This window comes from Hydrogenimonas thermophila (assembly GCF_900115615.1).
Classification (GTDB): Bacteria; Campylobacterota; Campylobacteria; order Campylobacterales; family Hydrogenimonadaceae; genus Hydrogenimonas; species Hydrogenimonas thermophila.
Genome location: NZ_FOXB01000021.1, coordinates 1 through 21608 on the forward strand (window position 1 = coordinate 1; position 21608 = coordinate 21608).

Here is a 21608-nt window from a genome sequence, read left to right on the forward strand (position 1 = left end):
ATGACAAGAATCAAGTATGGACTTATTAAATGAATATTAGGGTTGGAATGGGCTATTATACTAGGTTACAGTTAGATAAAAATAAAAGTTCAGGTAATTTTTATTTAATATAAATAGAGATAGAATAGTTTTCAAAAATAGTGCTTATGTTAAAACAAAGGTTGAAAATATGAAAAAAATTGTTATGATTTTTATTTTTGTAGCTATATTATTCAATATCTCTTTTTCAGAGTCTATCAAATACAATAATGAGAATGGAAAAAATAGTTCAATATATGTTAGAGAAATTGCATTATCTATAGCAGATCAATTTAATAAAGATAAAATCAGTGAGTATATAAAAAGTAAAACTTTAGTCATTTTATCTATAGTAAATGTAAATAACTATAGACAAGCATCAAATTTTGGAAGATATATTAGTGAAGATCTTATTCATGCTATGAAGATTAATGGTTTCAATATCTTAGATTATAAAGCAACTAACTCAATTATAATGAACAAAAAAGGAGAGTATCTTTTTTCACGTGATATAAAAAATCTTAAAAAAGAGAGAAATATTACTTATGCGCTATCTGGAACATATACAATTTATAAAGATAGTGTCACAATTAACTGTAGAATAATTGATATATCTTCTGGAGTTGTAGTGTCAACAGCACAAATCACTGTGCCAAAGATGATACTTAAAAAAATGGATTATTACTACTACAATTAATTTTGGAGTTTGAGAAGAGTTATAGGTAAAACCTCTTCTCAAAATTCTCATCTATATCTATAAGACCTTTTTGTTTAAGCTGATTTAAAACATCTTTATCACAAAGAACATCTCCTGGCCATTCTCTATTATAGCCGTCTAGCTCATTCTTATTTGTTGCATCAATCATAATAAATGGATCTACTCTAATGTCACGACCTGCATCTATATTGTTTGTTACACGCCAAACAAGCATATATGGATTTTCTATATCATTACACTCTTCATCAACAACAACAAGGATTTTAATATGAGAACTCAAGTTAGATATTTTGTCAAAAAGCTCTTTAACTGCCCTATTCTTTTTATATGCTATTACACAAACAGGATTTTTAGTATGTATTCCATACTGCTTAAGAGCTTTAACATCAGTATCAAATGAGCGTATCTTTTCTAAAAGTGCCGCATCATCAAGTAAATCATCTACACTACTTGATACTTCTGCTCCTGTACAATCACAACCTAGTTTTCCGCCTACTAATGTTTCAGGACTAGAGTGATCCAAAGCATCTACAATACCTTCTGAAATAAGAAGATTTTTTGGATCTATTCTATTAAGAATATACTCGGTTATCTTTTCATAATCTGTAAGTGCAGGAGCATCTTTGCCTACAAATATAGCATGCTTTACAAAACTCATCTGTCCCACACCCCAAAAAGCGTGCATGAACTGTTTTGCATGCCCTTTGTAATGAGGCTCCATCTGTGCTAGAATGAGGTTATGAAATACTCCATTTTCTGGCATATGATAATCAATAAGATCTGGTGCTGTAGTTTTAAGAAGCGGTAAAAATATACGCTCTGTTCCCCAACCCATATATTTGTCTTCAAGAGGCGGTTTACCAACAACAGTTGCCTGATAAACTGGATTTTCTTTCATTGTTATAGCAGTCACTTCCATAACAGGATATGGCTCTTTAAGCGTATAATAACCTGTATGATCACCAAAAGGGCCCTCAATCTCCAGCTTATTTGGATCCACCATACCTTCTATGACAATATCGGCATCTTCAGGAACCCAAATGTCATTGGTAATAGACTTTACAAGTTTTGCAGGTTCATTTCTTACAAAACCATATAAAAGCAGTTCAAAAATTCCATGCGGCAGTGGTGCTTGTCCACACCAAATGTAAAGTGGATCACCGCCGATAGCAACAGAAACTGGCATCATTTCGCCTGCATCTTTGTACTGATCAAAAAAGTGACTGGCATCTTTATGGATTTGCCAATGCATTCCTAAATGGTTTTTATCATACTGTTGCAGACGATACATGCCTAGGTTTTGCATCTTCCCATCTAGTGAGCGTGTATATACCTGTCCCATTGTTATAAAAGGACCACCATCTTCACTCCATGTTTTTAAAATAGGCAATTCATCCAAATCAATCTGTGATGTAGTCTTTATGATTTGTTGACAAAGTCCCCTCTGTTTAAGTCTTTTTGGAAAAACATTTTTTAGTGCAAAGAGTTTTGGAATTAAAGAGAGCTTCTCCATAAACCCTTGTGGTGGTTTCATATGCATTAACTCTTCTATCTCTTTAGCTATTGCATCAGGATGACGACCAAATATCTTTTGAGTTATCTCAAAATTTGCAAACATATTCATAACAACAGGCATACTATACTCAATGCCCTTTTCACGATTAACTGGCCGTTTAAACAGTAAAACCTTGGAATTATCTTTTTTAACTTCTACATAAGCAATATGAGCTATCTCAAGATTAATATCACAAGGCTCTTCAATTATTTTTAGATCGCCATCTCTCTCTAATCTATCCAACCACTCCTGCATTGTTGCCATTTAAAACCTCTCGCACCGTTCCTCTTTAAATGCCATTGCCTCAGCACGAGCCAAAAGCTCTTTAGCACCCTTTTCAATCATAATATCTGCCAATTTAGACCCTAAATCTTCAGCACTATTTTTATCAGCTTCCAGACTCTCTTCTAATATTTCAGTACCATCTGGTAAACCAACTTGAGCTCTTACTACAACATTATCATCATCTACTTTTGCATTAATTGCTATAGGAACTTGGCAACTGCCTTCTAACCTTGAAACAAAGTCTCTCTCAATTTTAGCAGCCAATGCAGAGTTTGGATCATTAAGTGTCTCAGCAATTTTTGCAACTTCAGGATCATCAATAATTTCTATTCCCAAAGATGCCTGTCCAGATGGAGGAATCATAATATCATCGCTAATAGGTTCTGCAAATGGTACACTTTCTAGCAGTCCTAAACGCTTCATTCCAACATATGCCAAAATAATAGCATCATACTCACCATCTGCTAGTTTACGAAGGCGCGTATTTACATTCCCTCGAAGATTTTTTATGCATAAATCAGGTCGCATACTTCGTAACTGCATCTGTCTGCGAAGACTTGTTGTTCCAACAACAGCACCTTCAGGTAAATCTTCTATATTTTTATATTTATGCGATAAAAATACATCTCTTACATCATCACGCTTTGTAATAGCAGCAAGTTTTAAGCCTGATGGTAACTCTGTTGGTACATCTTTAAGGCTGTGAACTGCTAAGTGTGCACCACCTGATAACATTACATCTTCTATCTCTTTAGTAAAAAGACCTTTCCCTCCTATAAGAGCTAGAGGTTTATCTAAAATCTTATCTCCTGTTGCAGTTATGACAGAAAACTCTATACTCATGTCAGGGAATTTTTTTTCCAACTCACTTTTTACATACTCTGCCTGCCACATTGCAAGCTGGCTTCCACGTGTTGCTATTATAAGTTTTTCCATTGTCATTACTTTTTAATAAATTGTTTATATTTATCGCGGGTAACATCTTTTTTACCATCAACAAAAATTGTTGGTGTACCTGTAACCAAAAGCTTACGAGCTGTAAGTCTATCTTTTAAAATTCTTTTATCTACCCAAGGTTCATGTATCTGTTTTGAAGATAGTTTATAACCTGTCTGTTTAGCAACAATATCTAAAATCTTTTTTTCATCTTTCAATTTAGCATCTATTTTTATTTTATACATTTTATCAATTATCTCATATTTACCCTCTTTTTGTGCCACTTCCATTATACGTACCAATGTTTCTGATGCTGGATGAATAGCTTTAAGAGGCAAGTGATAGTAGTAAAGTGCCATCTTTTCAGGATTATTTTTAACTGCTTTTAAAACTTCAGGTACATACATTCGGCAGAATGGACAAAGTGGATCTGAAAACAAGATCAATTTGTGAGCAGCATTTTCATTTCCATAAATAAGATTTGATTTATTATAAATATCTTTAGGCAATTTAGGTTGAATCATAGAGCGTACATCACGACCTGTTTTTCTATCTATAAGCTCAGAAGTGATCAAATTTTTACTAACAAAGAGTATATCTTCAAAATTGATTTGTCTTGTCTCTTTACCTCTTGTAAGGTTTATATCTAATCCTATGACATAAGCAGACCAACCTTTTATGCCAGGTATTGGAAGCTTGTCTACAACTTCAGCACTATTAATCTTTACATTTGGATTTCTATCTAGTTTCTTTTTTACATAATTTATAACATCACTGTCACCGCCTGCAATCGCTAGACTACTTGCGATCATCATGACGCTCAATGATTTCAACATCGATGACATCACACTCTCCTTCTTGAAATTGATCCGTTTTAATATTACTATTTTTCTCTCGTTTTGAAAGTCTGTTTACTATTAGGTTGGTAAATACTCCAAAATATAGCAGTATTCCTATAAAGTCAGTAAAAAAACCTGGAACAATAAGTAGTATTGCTCCAATAAGTGCAGACAAATTTTGTTTCTGAAATGTCTCAGGAGTAATTTCACCTTCTACCATAGCCCTGACATTTTCAAAAAAAGTATATCGAAAGTTTGTTAATAAAAGTAAACCTGCAAACGCACTTACAACAATTTCTATAAAGGTCCAAAAAGGACCTATAGCAGAGCCTATTTCAACAGAAACAAATGTTTCCAAAAAAAGGTAAATAAAAAAATAGATCATTGCATACTTTCTATAACACTATTTACAATATCATCAACCATCACATCTTTACGATTCAGTGTTGACCTTTCAATAAGCTCAACACACCCATCAGCCAATTTTTTACCAATAACTACAGCATAAGGAATACCTATAAGCTCAAAATCTTTCATTTTAAAACCAAATCTTTCTTTACGATCATCAAGAAGAACATCTACTCCCTTGGATTTTAAATCATTATAGATTTTCTCTCCTACCTCTTTTTGCTGTTCATCTTTTATATTCCCGATAATTACAACAACTTCAAATGGTGCAACTGGTACAGGCCAGATAGAGCCTTTCTCATCATGATGTTGTTCTATAATAGCAGCAAGAAGACGACTGACACCAATACCGTAAGTTCCCATAATAAATGGTCTATTCTTGCCGTTTTGGTCTAAAAACTCTGCCTTCAAAGGTTCAGAATAGCGAGTACCTAATTGAAAAATATGACCTACCTCAATCCCTTTTGTAAATTTCAGCTTTCCACCACATTTAGCACATTGGTCACCCTCTTTTGTCTGTGCAATATCTGCAAAATGCAAATCTTTTAAATTGGTTAAATTTGCACCAACTATATGGTAATCTTTTTCATTTGCACCACATATCATATGACTTGCATTTTTAAGTGTCTCATCAAACACCTTTTTTATATTTGGATGAGCAATCTCTTCATGAAATGGAGGTGTATCTTCCAATACTTTTGCATTTCGAATCAACTCTACCGGTCCCATAAATCCAGGAACCAATCCTGCTGCTTCAAGCTCTTCTTCAGATACATCTATTAGTTCATTTGCACCTACACTATTAGTAGCTTTAACCTCTTGAAGTTCATCACTTCCACGCAGGAAAAAGAGAATAATTTCACTCTTTCCTTCATCATAAAGAGCTTTTTTTGCAACTGTTTTGATTAAATAGTATGGATCAACACTGAAAAACTCAGATAAATCTTCAATTGTTTTAATATCTGGTGTACGGAACCGATTGAGTAGTGCTTCTGGTGCTTCAGCTTGTGAATCAGGTGTTTTACGCTTTGCAGCTTCAATATTAGCTGCATAATCACACCCATCACATACTACTATTGTATCTTCACCACTGTCAGCGAGAACCATAAACTCTTTACTTCCTTCACCGCCAATAGCTCCACTGTCAGCTTCAACAACACGAAAATCTAGCCCCATACGAGTAAAAATTTTTCTATAAGTCTCTTCCATCAGGTTAAATTCTCTAACCATATCTTCATGGCTATCATGAAAACTATAGCCATCTTTCATAATGAATTCTCGACCACGCATCAAACCAAATCTAGGTCTTGCTTCATCACGAAATTTAAGATTTATTTGGTAGAGATTTAGAGGAAGCTGTTTATAGCTATTTACAAACTGTTTTGCTAATTCTACCATCATCTCTTCATGTGTAGGTCCCAAAACAAACTCATTTGATTTTCTATCTTTAAAACGCAAAAGTTCAGCACCATACTTTTCATAACGACCACTCTTTTTCCAAAGCTCAGTTGGTGTTACAAACCCAAGTTGAACCTCTTGGCAACCTGCATTGTCAAGCTCTTCTTTAATAATTGTTTTCACTTTATCCAAAACTTTTTTTCCAAGTGGTAAAAAATCATACACACCACTGGCTACTTGGTAAATAAATCCACCTCTTACCAAGTAAATATGACTAGGAAGTACAGCATCTTTTGGTGCTTCTTTAAGTGTTGGAATCAAAAGTTTTGAAAATCTCATCTTACATCATCCTTCATAATAAATTCGCATTTATATTTATCCATCATTTTTACTTCAGTATCTATATTAAAAACATATTTCATAGCTTCAATGACTGTATCGGCACGAGGTTGTTCAGCAACTTCTCTTAACTGTTTTGTAGGAGTATGTAAAAAATTATTAAATGCATTGTGAACAAGCTTTTCTACATTTTTTCTTGTTTCAGGTGGTATGAACCCTTTTTTTATAGCCCTTTCAACTTCTTTCATTGCTGACTCTTTTGCACGTTCTCTTATATCTTTAATTAAAGGATCTATCATTAATGTTTGTAACCACTTGAAAAAATCCATTGTATAGCGGCCTACAATTTCATACGCTTTTCTTGCCTGTTCTCTACGCATAGAGAGATTTGTATTTACAATCTCCTGCAGATCATCTACAGCATAAATATTGATACTTTTATCCTTGACTATTTCAATATCTCTTGGTACTGCAAGGTCAAACCAATAACGCTCAAATTGAGACTCATCTACCATTTCATCTGTAATAATAGGGTGAGGCGCACCTGTGGCACTAAAAAGAAGCCTATATCTGTTTATATATTCAGGCAGAGAATGAAATGGTTCTACATCAATTCTCTCTCCAATTGACTTGGCAATATTTTTTGCTCTCTCCATAGAACGATTAAAAATGATTACATTACAGCCACTAGCAACCAAATGTTTTGCTACAATTTCACTCATCTCACCGGCACCAACTACCAAGCCTGTATACCCCCCAAGGTTCCCACCCATAACCTCTTTTGCTTGAGAAACTGCAGCACTTGCAACAGAAACAGGACTTTTAGATATGCTTGTACAGTTTCTAACTTCTGCAGCACATTTAAAAGCAAAATGAATGAGTCTTGAAAGCTTTTGAGAACAAAATCCATTTTCATATGCAAAACGAAATGCATCTTTAAGCTGTCCGGCAATCTGTGTCTCTCCCACAACGAGACTATCTAAAGAAGATGCTACTGCAAAAACATGATGCACAGCACCTTCATCTTCATAAACATCAGCTCGACCTTCAAGCTCTTCAATTGAGAGACCGCTATGTAAATGAAGAGTTCCAAATACTGCATGCAATGCTTCTGAAGGATTTGAGGTACTTATAATAAATTCAACACGGTTGCAAGTTGATAGCAATATAGCTTCGTTTATACTCTTTACATTTAATACTTTTTCAAGTGATTTTTTCTTTTGCTCATCATTTGAAAATGCAAGTTTTTCCCGTACAGCTATATCTGTATTTTTATGAGAGTAGCTAACAACAATATACTGCATTAAAAATCCCTTTCAATCATAGCAGTAACAATATCAGCCAGTGAATCTTGACATTCGTTTTTCATTAGAGTTACTGCTTCATCACCCAATTTTTTGGCATAAGAGTAAGATTTTTTCAAAGCACCTGTCTCTTCCATTACTTTACGTATCCATATCTTTTGATCTTCTGTAAGTTTTGCTCCGTGTAAGCTTAGAAGTTTTGCTTTATTATTTTCATCTAAAGCTTCATAAAGATAGATATATGGTAAAGTAGTTTTACCCTCTTCATAATCTGCCATAGCCGGTTTTCCAAGCTGTTCAGAGGTGCTTGTTATATCAAGAATATCATCAATTATTTGAAATGCTATTCCAAGATTACGACCATATGTTGCATAAACCTCTTTATCTTTCCCAGCTAAAATTGCAGCAGATGAGGCACTAGCTTCAATCAATGCAGCTGTTTTTTGATAAATCATTTTCATATAAGCATCTATGTCAGGATTAAATTTGTCAGAAAGTCTTACATCCATGAGTTCACCAATACTTAATTGAGTAACAGCACTAGCAATAATGGATGAAATATCTTTTTTAAATGAGACAAGCTCTTCAAAGCCTTTTGAATAGAGAATATCTCCCATCATCACCGCTTGTTTGCTTCCTTCGGTAGCATTCAGTGACGTTACACCTCTTCTTGTCATTGCCTCATCTATAACATCATCATGAAGCAAACTTGCAGCATGAATCATCTCTATAACAGCAGCAAGCTTGATAGACTCATCACTCATTCCAGCAACTTTTAAAACTAGTTTTGCCCTTAATCTTTTACCTTTGGGTAGTAAAGAAAAAAGCTCTTTGATAGTTTTATTCTCTAATTCATCTATCCATAGTTGCATTTGTGACTCAACACGTTCAAGCATTACTTACTGTCCTTGTTTAAAATAAATTTCACTATTATCAAATGTTTGCATTAACAAGTCAAACCATGCTTCTTTCTTTTCCTCATCATATGCTTTAAAGACTAAAAGGGCATATGGAGTCTCAAGAGGTTTATATAAAGCATCTTTTGGCTTTGGAAAAAGATCAAATCTAAATGCATTGCGATGGTATGTCAAATATAAAAGTGGCTGAAACTTATGTTTATCATATGAAACATACATTACAAGCCCACCATTTATATAAAGAGTCCAGCGAAAGGCTAATTTATGAACTTGACCTGTTCGTTCAACTATCTCAACATGTTGAATTTGATCTTTTTTCAAAGCAAAACTGACATTGTGGGTCCACCATTCTGGTGACAACTCCGCAAAAAGAGAAGTCACCGAAAAAAAGATCCACAAAAAAATTTTACTCATTTTGAGTTAAAATGTTTGCTGTCAACTCAATATATTTACTTACTTTACAGTTATCAAGTTCACTTGATTGAGTAACTGCACGAGTTTTAATCTCTCTTTCAATAGTATCTTCATCAATATGCTCTTCTAACATCATTTCAAGAAGACAAACTCTCTCTACAAGCTTATCAAGCTCAAGCTCTACCAAATTACGATTTGCGTTATATACAATATCGAAAAATTTTTTCTTAGGTGAGCCACCAGAAAAGATATCCTCTTCATCTTCAAATAGCATAATTCCCCCTTTGATTATTTGAATTATTATAAAAGTAGCTATTATAGCATGCATACCTTAGAAGCGATAAAACCGTATGTCAAACATAAACTAGTTTCTTTCACTTCATGTTTCAGTATAAAAATACTTATTGAATATATTCTTATTTTAAAAATGTAAATTCTTACATAATTCTTCTTAAATTTTTATACGATACAAAACAGAATAGAGAAGTGGAACATAATAGAGATTTAAAATTGTTGCCCAGATCAAACCAAATCCAAGAGTAATTGCCATTGGCTGTAAGATAAGTGCTTGTCCTGAAGCAAAAAATATTAGTGATGATAGCCCTAAAACCGTTGTTAATGATGTAAGTAAAATTGGACGAAGTCTGAGTTTTGCTCTCTCAAGCAATTCATCCAAAGATTTTGCATTTTTAATAAAATCGATCATAATAAGACCATCATTTACAACAACTCCACAAAGACCAACTATACCAATAAGACTAGGCATTGTAAGGTTTATCCCCATAACTTTATGACCTACTAAAACACCTAAAATAGATAAAGGTATAGTTGAAAGTGTAATAAGAGGCAAAGCAATTGAGTCAAACATCCAAACAAGTGCAACAAAAATAAGAAATATAGCAATAACCGCTGATCGTATAATTTCAGTTTTTACTCTTCTATTCTCTTTCTCTTCACCTTTTATATCAACAGATATACCATTTTTTTCAAAATCTTCAAAAATTGGAGAGAGTTTTTCCATCACTTCTGCTGATGTAATAAACTTTTTATCTAATGATGCATAAACAGTACTTACTCGTTTACCATCTACTTTAAATATTTTTGCCAAGCTTTCTTTTCTCTCAATATCTACAATATCTTTTAAAGATACAAAACGGAACTGACCTGGTACTTGCAATTCAAAATGTTCAAATCTTTTCAGACTATCTTTGTTACTATCTTGGAGTCGAATACGTACAAGACCTTCATCATTAAACATTTTGGCATACTCACCCTCTAAAAAGAAAGGTTGTAGTGCCTGAACTAAAGCTCCTTCTGTAAATCCAAGCTCCTGACCATATCGGTTGATTTTGAGTTTATACTCATCAACTCCAGGCTTTGCATCATCTGTAATATTCTCTACTCCTTTAATCTTTCCAAGAGCCTTTTTAACACGTTCAAGAGCAACTGCTACTTTTTTGCTTTCTCCTCCAAAAGAGAGTTCTATATCACTTTTTACAATTCCAGCTTGCGGAACAATGACATTAATCTCTTTAAAAAGCTTACCAAACTCATCACTTCTTTTCTTAAATGGCTCAACAAGCTTTTGAATCTGAGCTGCAATCTCTTGAGCTGAATGTTTACGAATCATATCGCTACTGTCATATTCAGGGCTTAAATATGGATTTATATATTTATCAAAAAAGTTTTTAGGTACCGGTTCGTGCAAATTGACAAAAAGATGAAAAAGATTGTCAGCATGTTCACCTTTATTATTGCTGTCAACCTTAAGCCCTATAACAGCAGTAACAGAAGACACATCCTCTTTTGATAGATTATCTAAAAGTATTTTCTCAAGTTTAGATACAATTTTTTCATTATCTTCAAGGTCATTGTTAATATCAACTTCACCATTTACATAGATTTGTGTAGTATCAAATTCAGGAAAGAGTTGAAAACGACTCTGCGAAGCAAAAACCCATGTAGTAAATAGTATAGAGCCAACAAGTAAAGGAAGAGAGATGTACTTATAGCGAATTAATGGTGAAAGAATTGCACGATAAATCTGATAATTTTTTTGCCAAAAACGCTGAGAAAATCCTAACTCTTTTGTAGGTTTAAGCATATCTTTTGCATGAAGTGGCAGAAAATAGAATGCTTCAAAGAGTGAGCTTAGTAACAAAATTGTAATCATAACAGGTAATACTTTTATAAACTCACCAAGTTTTCCACTTAGCATCAAAAGTGGTAAAAATGCAAACACTGTTGTCATAGTTGCCGTTAAAACAGCCGGGAACATCTCAACTGATCCCTTGACGGCAGCCTCTTTAGGCTCCATACCCTCTTCAATGTACCTGTATATATTTTCAGCTACTACTATTGCTTCATCTACCAACATTCCAAGAGCTATTAAAGCTCCAAGCAGTGTAAGCATATTTAAACTGTAGCCAAGTATTTCAGATGCTACAAGACCTATCATAAAACTGACAGGTATTCCTATTGCTACAACTAAAGCAATACGGGCATTGACAAAAAGAAGCATAGATAAAAAGACTAAACCAAGACCAAAAATGATGTTTGAAACTACAGTATTAAGGCGGTTTTTTATCCATATAGATGTATCAGTATAAACATCAAATGTAAACTCAGGGAACTTTTCTTTGTAGTTTGCAAGTAATTTACGAATATCTTTTGAAAGGGCAATTGCATTACCCTCTTCTGATTTGCTTACAGAAATAGATACATTTTTTATGCCGTTGTAGTGTGAAATCTCCGTTGGATCGCTTAATTGAAATTTCACTTCTGCAATATCTTTTAGAAATAGAGTTTTACCATCAATATGAAGTATTGTATTTTTTAACTCTTTTAAATCTTTTTCACCATTTATAGTACTTATAAAAAGATGTTGACCGCGTTGTTTGACTGCACCCACAGGAAAAATGGAAGCAAGTTGCGAAAGAACACTCACAACAGAATGTTTTGAAAGTCCAAGAGCATCAACTTTTGCACTATTTATGAATATATCCAATTCATCATCTGCATCACCATAAATGACAATATCACTTAAATCTTTGAAACCGGCTAAATCACTCTTTATGGCATCAGCAACTTTCAATAACTCTTTTTTGGGTTTGTCTGCAGCAACAGCTATTATGACAAGCGGAAAGTTTCTTTTAGCTATTTTTGCTACTGGCTCATCCATATCACTTGGAAGGTCACGCCGTATATTTGAGATGATATCTTTTGCATCACTTAGTGTTATATCTGGATCATTGCCAGGTTTGATGTCTGCACCTATTATGAATGATCCATTTTTTATAACAGACTCTATGACATCTATTTCACTTAAATTTTTCAGACCATCTTCTATGGTATGGACTGCCATTTTATCTAGCAGATCAGCACTTGCACCTGTGTAGTGTCCTGTAATAGTTACCCTATCAAGATTGCCCGGAGGAAAAATCTCTTTTGGAATGTTGATATATGCAAAAACTGAAAGAGCTAATAAAAAAGTCAAGAAGATATGGTTTAGGATCGGTTTTTCTATTGCAAATCTTATAAATTTTTCTATCATACTTCTACTTTAAAAGAGAGTATCTAAAATTTGATTTTTGACTTTTATCTCCTCAACTTTACGACTTAAAAGCTTGTTTTCTTCAATTAAAGCTTCATATTGTGTCTCTAATCTGTCAATAGCCCTACTCTCATAATAGATGGAATTTCGCAAATAAATTTTTGGCAGTGTCAACATCAATATTATCATAATTGAAATAATGACAATAAAAAGAAATTCCCATTCTGCTACAGGATCATGCTGTGAAGCATCAAGAGCTTCAATCAACTCTTGCTTGTCATTAGCAGGCACTATATCTCCTTGAATTTAGAGTTGGAAATTTAGAGTTCAGAGTTAGAAAAATATCAAACTCTAACTCTAAATTCCTAGTCAATTAAATTTAAAAGCTCTTAGCTTTGCGCTCCGACTTCTTGGGTTCTGTCTTAGCTCATTTTCGTTTGCTATTAAAGGTTTACGATTTAAGGGCTTTCCTATATTATGATCATTTCCACATTCACAACGAAAGCTATCTGGTGGACATATACAAGAGGTGTTCCACTTTTTGAACCTTTGTTTTACTAATCTATCTTCTAGTGAATGGAATGTTATAAGTCCAACCACTGCACTGTTTGGTGGATTTTTTTCAAGTGCATCTAACAACCTTACAATCTCTCCAAGTTCATCATTAACCTCTATTCGAATCGCCTGAAAAAGTGGCGTAGCAGGATTTGTTTTGCCACGTTTTGGCAAAACCTTTCCAATTATGTCTGAAAGCTCTATACCGCTTTCAATAGATTTCTTTGATCGTGCATCTACTATAGCTTTAGCTACTTTTTTATATGCTTTTGTCTCTGCATACTCTTTAAAAATACGTTCAAGCTCTTCTTGAGAATATCCATTTACAACATCATATGCACTAAATTCAGCTTCAGGATTCATCCTCATATCAAGATTTTCTGAGAGAAAACTAAAACCTCTCTCTTTTTTATCCAACTGAAGAGAGGAGACTCCAAAATCTGCTAGAATTCCTGAGATTTCATATTTTTGTAAAAGTTTAGGAAGCAAATCGGAAAAACGTCCCTTGCGTGCTTCAAAACGATCTTTAAAAGACTCTAATCGTTTTGTAGAAAAATCTATTGCTTCAGGGTCTTGATCTATTCCAATTAAATGAATTTCTGGGAATTTTTTCAAAATAGCTTCACTATGCCCTCCATATCCAAGTGTACAGTCAATAAAAATACCATCTTTTTTTGGCATCTCTTCAAAAGATTGCAATACTTCATCCAACAATACAGGGATATGGGGAGTTTCTTTTTTCATTTTACCTCGTTTGATTTACATAATTAGTTAAAAAGATTATATCAAATTCCCTTTTAAGCTTATTTCAATAACTTAACAGCATTATATACAGTTTCAATCATTTTATGCATTTCATCATAAGTAATTATGTAAGGTGGCATAAAATATACGACATGCCCCAATGGACGCACAAAAACACCATTTTTTAGACAAAATTCAAAAATTTTCAAGTTTACTCTATCTTCAGGCTTATATCCTTTAAGCTCAACAGCAGCTATCATTCCTGTTTGACGTACCTCTTTGACATTTTCAAGAGATTCAAAAGGTTTTAGTAACTCTTCCATCCAAGATGCTTTTTTTCTATTTGCTCTTAAAACATCTTCATTTTCAAATATATCAAGTACTGCATTTGCACAACTGCATCCCAATGGGTTTCCTGTGTAGCTGTGTGAGTGTAAAAATGCTTTATACTCTAAATAGTCACAATAAAATGCGCTATATATTTCATCATTTGTCATTACAACAGCCAATGGCATATAGCCACCAGTCAAACCTTTTGAGAGTGTCATAAAATCTGGAACAATACCAGCTTGCTCACAAGCAAACATAGTGCCTGTTCTTCCAAATCCAACAGCAATTTCATCTGCTATAAAATGAATTTTGTAAGATTTGCAAAGTTCGGAAGCAAGTTTTAGATAAACAGGGTGGTACATATGCATATATCCTGCACACTGCACCAAAGGCTCAACAATCATAGCAGAGATTTTGTCTCCTTGTGCTTTCAAAATCTCTTCTAATTTTTTGATTGCTTCATAAGCAGCCTCTTCACTTATATCCTCAGGTACTGGTGTTTGAATAGATTTTATCAAAATAGGCTCATAAGTTTTTTTGTATAGTTCAACATCACCTACAGACAGAGCGCCTATTGTTTCACCATGATAACTATTAGTTAAAGATAAAAAAAGCGGACGACTTTCACCTCTGTTTAAATGGGCATGATAACTCATTTTCAATGCCACTTCTATTGCACTTGAACCATTATCAGCAAAAAAGACTTTATTCAAATTACCTGGTGTTATTTTTGATAATCTTTCTGCCAAACGTACAGCAGGTTCATGTGTAAACCCTGCAAGTAAAACATGTTCAAGAGTGTGAGCTTGCTCTGAAAGTTTTTTTGTAATATACTCATTTGAGTGACCAAAAAGATTGACCCACCAGCTACTTATACTATCTATATAGCGATTTCCATCAAAATCTTCAAGCCATATACCTTTTGCAGATTTTACAGGTATAAGAGGAAGAGTTTCATGATCTTTCATTTGAGTACAGGGATGCCAAATATATTTTAAATCCCTTGAAGTAATTTCACTATTTTTCATACTAAAACCTTTTTATTTATTAAAATTGTATAATTTTATATTTTAAACAACAGACAACTCTATTCTGTTTACTTATAGCTTTGTCAATAACATTCATCAAACTTGACAGATTGTAAAGTATCAAGAAAATATCGATAAAATCGGAACTTCCATAGCCTAATTTAATCCGGAATTAATTTCGAATTCAATAAAATCATTAAAGTAATTATAGCGCATACTCTTGCGTAATTTTAAAAATTTAAGGCAAATCATGATTAGTTGGATGCAAAAACACAGAAAATATCTTGTTGTAACAATTTGGATTAGTACTATTGCTTTTGTAGGTGCAGGATTTGTAGGATGGGGAACATACCAGTATGGAAATAAAAGCAACAGTGTAGCAAAAGTAGGTGATATTCCAATAACAGTAAAAGAGTTTCAAATTGCATATAATAATACTTACCAGCAATATAATCAAGCATTAGGTGGTAAACTTGATGAAGCTACTGCGAAAAAATTAGGTTTACAAAAACAGGTATTACAGTCATTAATTTACCAAGCACTACTTAAAAATTTTGCAAATGAATATGGTATTGTTGTCAGTGACGAAGAGGTTCAAAATACAATATTGTCAATACCTGCGTTTCAAAAAGATGGAAAGTTTGATAAAGCAACATATACAGCAATACTGCAAAGTATGAGAATCAAACCAAAAGCTTTTGAAGAAAATATAAAAAACGATATTTTAATAAAGAAAACAATCTCTTTATTAACACCAGGTGTTGGAGAATTGGAACTTGAAGCTTTTGGAGCAGCTGTTTTTATGGCTGACAAATTAAAATATAAAGTTTTTACAGCAAAAGATATAAAAGTAAATGTAAATGAGGAAGAGTTAAAGAAATACTGGGAAGAGAATAAAAACAGATATATGACCCCTAAAAGATATAAACTCGCACTTACTTGGGTAAAAGCATCTAACAAACTTCCAGATGAAAACTCAATTGAAAACTACTATAAAGAGCACCGTACAGACTTTACAGATAAAGATGGAAAAATTATTCCATTAGAAGAAGCTCGTAGCTCAATAATTAAAAAGCTTCAACTTAAAGCATCGAAAAAGAGTGCTCAGTTAACATATATTGATATGAAGAAGGGTAAAAAATCTCCTGAAGAAGAGAGAATAGTAGATAGTGGTGATCCTGTTTTTTCTGTTGAAATCTGGGAAAGCATCGAAGGAGCTACTCTTGGAACAGTACTTAAGCCAAAAGTCTCAGATGACAAATATATTGTCATTAAGGTTGTCGAAGTCATACTCCCTCAGCCAAAAACATTTAAAGAAGCATACAATGAGGTAAAAGAAGATTATATTTCTAAGAAACGACTTGAGCTTTTACAAAAGAAGGCTGAAGAAGCAGTTAAAAACCTTAAAAATGCACAAGTCTCTGATTTTGTTACACGTGACAGTGTTGACAAACTTCCTCCATTGACAAAAGATGAAGCTTCTCAATTTTTACAGAAACTCTTCTTAACAAATTTGTCAAAAGGGACGATATTACTTGACAATAAAGCTGTCAGTTATGAAGTAGTGGAACAAAAGTTGCTTGATTTAGATAAGTTAAATGAGAAAAAGTCACTTATCGAAGATAATATTAAAAAGGTAAAATTAAGTCAAATTGAAAGCAACTTAATCACTAAGCTACAGCAAAAATATGCAATTGAAATATATTTAAAGGAAACCGAGTGAGCAGACCACTCCTTGCAATTGACATCGGATCTAGTAAAATAAGTGTAGTAATTGCTGAACAAAAAGATGATGCTATAAACATAATTGGTTCAGGTGTCGCTAAATCTCAAGGGGTAAGAAAAGGAACTATTACAAATATTGAACTTACTTCACGTTCAATACGTCAAGCATTAAGCGATGCCAAAAGAGTAGCAGGTACAACATCTAATAAAGCAATTATCTCAATATCAGGTGCATACACTAGATCTATAAACAGCTCTGGAATTGTAAATATTCCACAACAAGAGATAGGTACAAAAGAGATCAATCGTGTAATGCAAACAGCACTATATAATGCAAATATTCCAAATGAGTATGAAGTTTTACATGTACTTCCATACAACTTTAAAGTAGATGAACAAGAGTTTATTGAAGATCCATTTGGAATGAATGCAAGTCGCCTTGAGGTAGATACACATATCATAACTACTCAAAAATCAAACCTTAGCAATTTGAAAAAAGCAGTTAAATCTGCAGGAATTGAGATAGAAAATGTTGTACTTGCCGGTTATGCCTCTGCAATCTCAATTTTAAATCAAGATGAGAAAGAGTTAGGAGTATGTGCCATAGATATGGGAGCATCAACATGCAATATGGTTGTACACTCTGGCAACTCAGTGAGATTCAATACATTTCTTGCAGTTGGTTCAAACCATATTACAAACGATCTTTCAATGGCACTTCATACACCATTGAATATTGCTGAAAAAATAAAAATAGATTATGGTTCTCTTAAATCCCCTTCTAATGATTTGATAGAGATACCTGTAATTGGTGATGAGAATGAAAAGCATGAAATATCACTTGAAATTGTTTACAATGTAATACAGGCACGAGTGCAAGAAACATTAATGATATTGGCTAAAGAGCTAGAAAAGAGTAATTTAAAAGAGCAAATAGGTGCCGGTATTGTTTTAACTGGAGGAATGACCAAGCTTGATGGTATTCGCGAATTGGCAATGGCAATTTTTGACAATATGCCTGTGCGAATAGCTAAAGCACGACCAGTTGATGGTGATTTTGGTCCATTAAATGATCCTGCATTTGCAACTGTAATGGGTCTTTTAGAGTATGCAGCAGGTGAATATACACAATATGAAATAGACTCAAATCGTAAAATGATTCATAAAAAGGAGCCAATAGTATCAAGCAATGGAGATTTAAGTGATATTTCACTTGCGTCTACATCTGATACAACTGCAGATGAGACTCCTCCTAAGCTGAATGATGGAGATATAAAACAGCAACTTGCTGAGATTACACAAGAAGAAAATAGAGAGACATTAGGTCAAAAAATAAAAAAGATGTGGCATTGGATGACACAGATATTCTAGGAAGGAGTTGATAGTGAATAATAATGAAAAATTTAGTATAGAGGAATCACCTACTTTAGTAGGAGCAAAAATAAAAGCAATTGGCGTAGGCGGCGGTGGCGGTAACATGATTAACCATATGATTAATAGTGGTATAACAGATATAGATTTAATTGTTGCCAATACAGATGCGCAAGCCCTCGAGACTTCAAATGCACCATATAAGATCCAATTAGGTGAAAAGCTTACAAAAGGACTTGGTGCAGGAATGAAGCCTGAAATAGGTCAACAATCTGCAATTGAAAGTTATGATGCAATTAAAGAAGTATTAGATGGAGCAGACATTGTATTTGTCTCTTCAGGACTTGGAGGTGGAACAGGAACCGGAGCAGCACCTGTTATTGCACAAGCAGCTAAAGAGATTGGTGCACTAACTGTTTCTGTTGTTACAAAACCATTCCGTTTTGAAGGAAAAAGAAGACAAAAACTAGCTGAAACAGGATTGGAAGAGCTTAAAAGAGAGAGTGACTCGATTATTGTAATACCAAATGAAAAGCTATTAAGTATTGTCGATAAAAACCTGGGAATCAAAGATAGCTTTAAAATGGTAGACAATATTCTTGCTCGTGCCGTTAGTGGAATAAGTAACGTTATCTTGTCTAGAGGCAAAAATGACATTAACCTTGACTTTGCTGACGTTAATACTGTTATGAGTCATCGTGGATTGGCACTTATGGGTGTTGGTGAAGCCACTGGACCAAGTGCTGCATATGAAGCTATCAAAAATGCAATTGAGTCACCACTGCTTGACAATATGGATATTAAAGGTGCAATGGGTGTTCTTGTACATTTCCAAATCCATCCAGACTACCCTATTCTTGAAATAAGTGAAGCAATGAGTGTTGTAGAAGATAATGCAGATGAAAATGCTCATGTGATTTTTGGTACAACTACAGATGAAGCAATGCAGCCGGATGAAGTAAAAATTACAATAGTTGCAACTGGCTTTGAAACAGAAAATAGTGATGAGAATGAAGAGAGTAAAAAAGAGAGTCCAAAACAGCAAATAACTCTCGTAAAACCTGAAATCAATGAAGAGTCAATTCCTGCTAGTACACCTCGTGTTAAAGTAGTTGGTGGATATGATAATGAGGAGATATTAGATATTCCTACTTGGATGCGAAATCAAATGGATTAAACTCATTTAATAACTATTCAACTCCTTCTTATAAATCCGCTTTATGCGGATTTATATTCTACTTCTTCTCTTGAAAATGAATTGGTCCTTCACTTTTACCATCTAAAAACTGTCTTACATAAGGGTTATCTGTAGATTTAAAGTGTTCAGCATCACCAGTTTCAATAATCTTACCATCATACAGCATAGCAAAATAGTCACCAGCTTTAAAACTCTCTTTGATATCGTGAGAAATAAGTACAGATGTTACGCTAAGTCTCTCTTTTAATTGAACTATCATTTGAGAAATCAAATCACTAGTAATAGGATCAAGCCCACTGGTTGGCTCATCATAAAGAATTATCTCTGGATTTAAAGCTATTGTTCTTGCCAAACCTACACGCTTTCTCATACCGCCACTCAACTCATCTGGGTAAAGATTTAAAACTTCTGATGGCTTTAATCCAACCATTTCCAATCTCTCTACCACCCTAGACATTATCTCATCTTCACTCATATTGGTATGTTCACGTAGTGGAAATGCTATGTTCTCAAAAATATTCATACTATCAAAGAGTGCTCCACTCTGAAACAGAAAACCAACCTTTTTACGAATTTTACGAATTTGTTCCTCATTTGCTTGGCTTATCTCTTCACCATCAACCCAGATTTCACCACTGTCTGGTTTTAGAAGTCCTACAATATGTTTGATAATTGTAGATTTTCCACCACCTGACAAACCAAGTATTACTGTAGTCTTGCCTTTTGGAATATGTAAATCTATACCTTTAAGTACCTCTTTTGGACCAAATTGTTTCTTTAAACCTTTAATCTCTATCATTTACAATAGCCTTAGACAATCTTTCTATACAGATAACGCCCTAACAATACAGTTAATGCTACGATAAAAATCTTAAAGTCCCATTCAGACATCATATGCGCATTTTGAAACAGCTTGTTATCTAGTATAGACTCACCCTGCTTTTGAAACTCAACTATTTGAGGGGTATAGTAAAGAGTAAACATAAAACCTGTCCAGACAGTTACAAATGCAGAGTAAAATGTGATCTGATCTCTATAAAAACGTAAAAAATGGTAACCTTCTGCTACAAGAATGGCAATTGAAGTGATATTAACAAGCCAATTCATTTTAAGAAATATTTGAGTCATTATGAGCCCTTCTTGATAATGGCTTAAAACTCCTCCTCCAAGCAGATCATCTGCGTGAAAGATAACAGGAGCTGCAAAAACTCCGGCACATAGTCCAACACCAAGTGTTATGCCTAATAGCATCAAATATGGAATCCAAACCTTTTTTGGCATAGATAACTCAATTGTCGACTTTGGTATCTCTTTATTCATAATTACCTACTCTCTTCTATTTAGTTCTCTTAATTGTATCTAAAAAACATACAATTAACTAAGTTTTTCTAATAATCTTTTTTCAATCTCATTTTCATCAATATTTTCAATTTCTGATTTAGAATAGATCGCAAGTAGGGTTACATCATCATTTTCTATATAAAAGTATATAACTCTATAACCTCCACTTTTACCTTTTTGATTATCACTATTTTTAAGTCTTAATTTATAGCAGTTTTTTCCAATTGGAGTACCTATTTGATGTGGTTCATTGATAGATAAAATTTTCAATAAATTTTCATAATCTTTTTTAATACTTCTATACTTTCTTGACAACTTTTTTAAGTCTTTCCCAAATGAAGGTACATAGTTTATCTTATAATTCATTCAATAATTTCCAAGCATCTGGTAACTCTTTATTGCTTCTTTTAGCCTCAATCATCTCATTATATGCATTTGCTATATGCGAAGAAATCTCTTCTATTTTCTTATTTTTATGATTTTCAATATACTCATTTATTGCATTTTTTACTAATGTTTGTGGATTTAAATTTAGATTTTTAGCCAAGTTTATTAAAGTATCTTCTGTTTTTTTATCTATTATGATCTCCATAAAATTAATCTCCATATGGTATTAAAATTCTATAATTATT

General features: G+C 33.5%; 21 protein-coding genes. 4 read left to right on the forward strand and 17 right to left on the reverse strand.

Annotated elements, in window-relative coordinates; genetic code table 11:
• Nucleotides 1-169 precede the first annotated feature (169 nt).
• Nucleotides 170-715 carry a FlgO family outer membrane protein gene (locus BM227_RS07515; RefSeq protein WP_092912643.1) on the forward strand — a complete coding sequence of 182 codons (546 nt, stop codon included), beginning with the start codon at nucleotides 170-172 and terminating at the stop codon, nucleotides 713-715.
• A gap of 19 nt (nucleotides 716-734) precedes the next feature.
• Here BM227_RS07515 and BM227_RS07520 read toward each other — a convergent pair whose 3' ends face one another.
• The 13 genes from BM227_RS07520 to BM227_RS07580 all read right to left on the reverse strand — a co-directional run bounded on the left by BM227_RS07520 (nucleotide 735) and on the right by BM227_RS07580 (nucleotide 15341).
• Nucleotides 735-2546 (reverse strand): menaquinone biosynthesis decarboxylase, encoded by a 1812-nt coding sequence (locus BM227_RS07520; protein ID WP_092912695.1) that lies wholly within the window; start codon nucleotides 2544-2546, stop codon nucleotides 735-737.
• Nucleotides 2547-2555: 9 nt separating this feature from the next.
• Nucleotides 2556-3512, reverse strand: coding sequence for a hydroxymethylbilane synthase (gene hemC / locus BM227_RS07525; protein WP_092912645.1), 957 nt, complete (start codon nucleotides 3510-3512; stop codon nucleotides 2556-2558).
• A 5-nt stretch (nucleotides 3513-3517) separates the two neighbouring features.
• The gene (locus tag BM227_RS07530; RefSeq protein WP_092912647.1) at nucleotides 3518-4357 is read right to left on the reverse strand and encodes a DsbA family protein; all 840 of its coding nucleotides are present in this window, start codon (nucleotides 4355-4357) and stop codon (nucleotides 3518-3520) included.
• Nucleotides 4311-4736, reverse strand: a complete 426-nt coding sequence (locus BM227_RS07535; protein WP_092912649.1) for an FxsA family protein — start codon at nucleotides 4734-4736, stop codon at nucleotides 4311-4313. The genes BM227_RS07530 and BM227_RS07535 overlap by 47 nt, the downstream gene beginning before the upstream one ends.
• A complete protein-coding gene (locus BM227_RS07540; protein WP_092912651.1) occupies nucleotides 4733-6496 on the reverse strand; it encodes a proline--tRNA ligase in 1764 nt (587 codons plus the stop codon). The genes BM227_RS07535 and BM227_RS07540 overlap by 4 nt, the downstream gene beginning before the upstream one ends.
• On the reverse strand, nucleotides 6493-7800 hold the full coding sequence (hemA, locus tag BM227_RS07545) for a glutamyl-tRNA reductase (RefSeq protein WP_092912652.1): 1308 nt from the start codon (nucleotides 7798-7800) through the stop codon (nucleotides 6493-6495). Before hemA ends, BM227_RS07540 begins: the two co-directional genes overlap by 4 nt.
• A complete protein-coding gene (locus BM227_RS07550; protein WP_092912654.1) occupies nucleotides 7800-8696 on the reverse strand; it encodes a polyprenyl synthetase family protein in 897 nt (298 codons plus the stop codon). The genes hemA and BM227_RS07550 overlap by 1 nt, the downstream gene beginning before the upstream one ends.
• Before the next feature lie 3 nt (nucleotides 8697-8699).
• The gene (locus tag BM227_RS07555; RefSeq protein WP_143089716.1) at nucleotides 8700-9038 is read right to left on the reverse strand and encodes a hypothetical protein; all 339 of its coding nucleotides are present in this window, start codon (nucleotides 9036-9038) and stop codon (nucleotides 8700-8702) included.
• A gap of 85 nt (nucleotides 9039-9123) precedes the next feature.
• A complete protein-coding gene (locus BM227_RS07560) occupies nucleotides 9124-9405 on the reverse strand; it encodes a DUF2018 family protein (RefSeq protein WP_177202016.1) in 282 nt (93 codons plus the stop codon).
• Between the two features lie 177 nt (nucleotides 9406-9582).
• On the reverse strand, nucleotides 9583-12684 hold the full coding sequence (locus BM227_RS07565; RefSeq protein ID WP_092912658.1) for an efflux RND transporter permease subunit: 3102 nt from the start codon (nucleotides 12682-12684) through the stop codon (nucleotides 9583-9585).
• 9 nt (nucleotides 12685-12693) lie between these two features.
• A complete protein-coding gene (locus BM227_RS07570; protein ID WP_092912660.1) occupies nucleotides 12694-12975 on the reverse strand; it encodes a hypothetical protein in 282 nt (93 codons plus the stop codon).
• Nucleotides 12976-13053: 78 nt separating this feature from the next.
• Nucleotides 13054-13983 (reverse strand): 16S rRNA (cytosine(1402)-N(4))-methyltransferase RsmH, encoded by a 930-nt coding sequence (rsmH, locus tag BM227_RS07575; protein WP_092912662.1) that lies wholly within the window; start codon nucleotides 13981-13983, stop codon nucleotides 13054-13056.
• 59 nt (nucleotides 13984-14042) lie between these two features.
• A complete protein-coding gene (locus BM227_RS07580) occupies nucleotides 14043-15341 on the reverse strand; it encodes an adenosylmethionine--8-amino-7-oxononanoate transaminase (RefSeq protein ID WP_092912664.1) in 1299 nt (432 codons plus the stop codon).
• Between the two features lie 250 nt (nucleotides 15342-15591).
• Here BM227_RS07580 and BM227_RS07585 point away from each other — a divergent pair, with 250 nt between their 5' ends.
• From BM227_RS07585 to ftsZ, 3 genes are read left to right on the forward strand one after another with little or no spacing between them, the layout of a single operon-like run.
• A complete protein-coding gene (locus tag BM227_RS07585) occupies nucleotides 15592-17064 on the forward strand; it encodes a peptidylprolyl isomerase (RefSeq protein ID WP_092912665.1) in 1473 nt (490 codons plus the stop codon).
• The gene (gene ftsA, locus BM227_RS07590) at nucleotides 17061-18437 is read left to right on the forward strand and encodes a cell division protein FtsA (RefSeq protein ID WP_092912667.1); all 1377 of its coding nucleotides are present in this window, start codon (nucleotides 17061-17063) and stop codon (nucleotides 18435-18437) included. Before BM227_RS07585 ends, ftsA begins: the two co-directional genes overlap by 4 nt.
• A 13-nt stretch (nucleotides 18438-18450) precedes the next feature.
• Nucleotides 18451-19614 (forward strand): cell division protein FtsZ, encoded by a 1164-nt coding sequence (gene ftsZ / locus BM227_RS07595; RefSeq protein WP_092912669.1) that lies wholly within the window; start codon nucleotides 18451-18453, stop codon nucleotides 19612-19614.
• A 58-nt stretch (nucleotides 19615-19672) separates the two neighbouring features.
• On the opposite strand, the gene BM227_RS07600 is transcribed toward ftsZ, so the two are convergent.
• From BM227_RS07600 to BM227_RS07615, 4 genes are read right to left on the reverse strand one after another with little or no spacing between them, the layout of a single operon-like run.
• Nucleotides 19673-20434, reverse strand: coding sequence for an ABC transporter ATP-binding protein (locus tag BM227_RS07600; protein WP_092912671.1), 762 nt, complete (start codon nucleotides 20432-20434; stop codon nucleotides 19673-19675).
• A gap of 11 nt (nucleotides 20435-20445) precedes the next feature.
• Nucleotides 20446-20955 (reverse strand): DUF4149 domain-containing protein, encoded by a 510-nt coding sequence (locus BM227_RS07605; protein ID WP_092912673.1) that lies wholly within the window; start codon nucleotides 20953-20955, stop codon nucleotides 20446-20448.
• Between the two features lie 54 nt (nucleotides 20956-21009).
• Nucleotides 21010-21342 (reverse strand): type II toxin-antitoxin system RelE family toxin, encoded by a 333-nt coding sequence (locus tag BM227_RS07610; RefSeq protein ID WP_092912674.1) that lies wholly within the window; start codon nucleotides 21340-21342, stop codon nucleotides 21010-21012.
• The gene (locus tag BM227_RS07615; protein WP_092912676.1) at nucleotides 21332-21568 is read right to left on the reverse strand and encodes a hypothetical protein; all 237 of its coding nucleotides are present in this window, start codon (nucleotides 21566-21568) and stop codon (nucleotides 21332-21334) included. The genes BM227_RS07610 and BM227_RS07615 overlap by 11 nt, the downstream gene beginning before the upstream one ends.
• Nucleotides 21569-21608 lie beyond the last annotated feature (40 nt).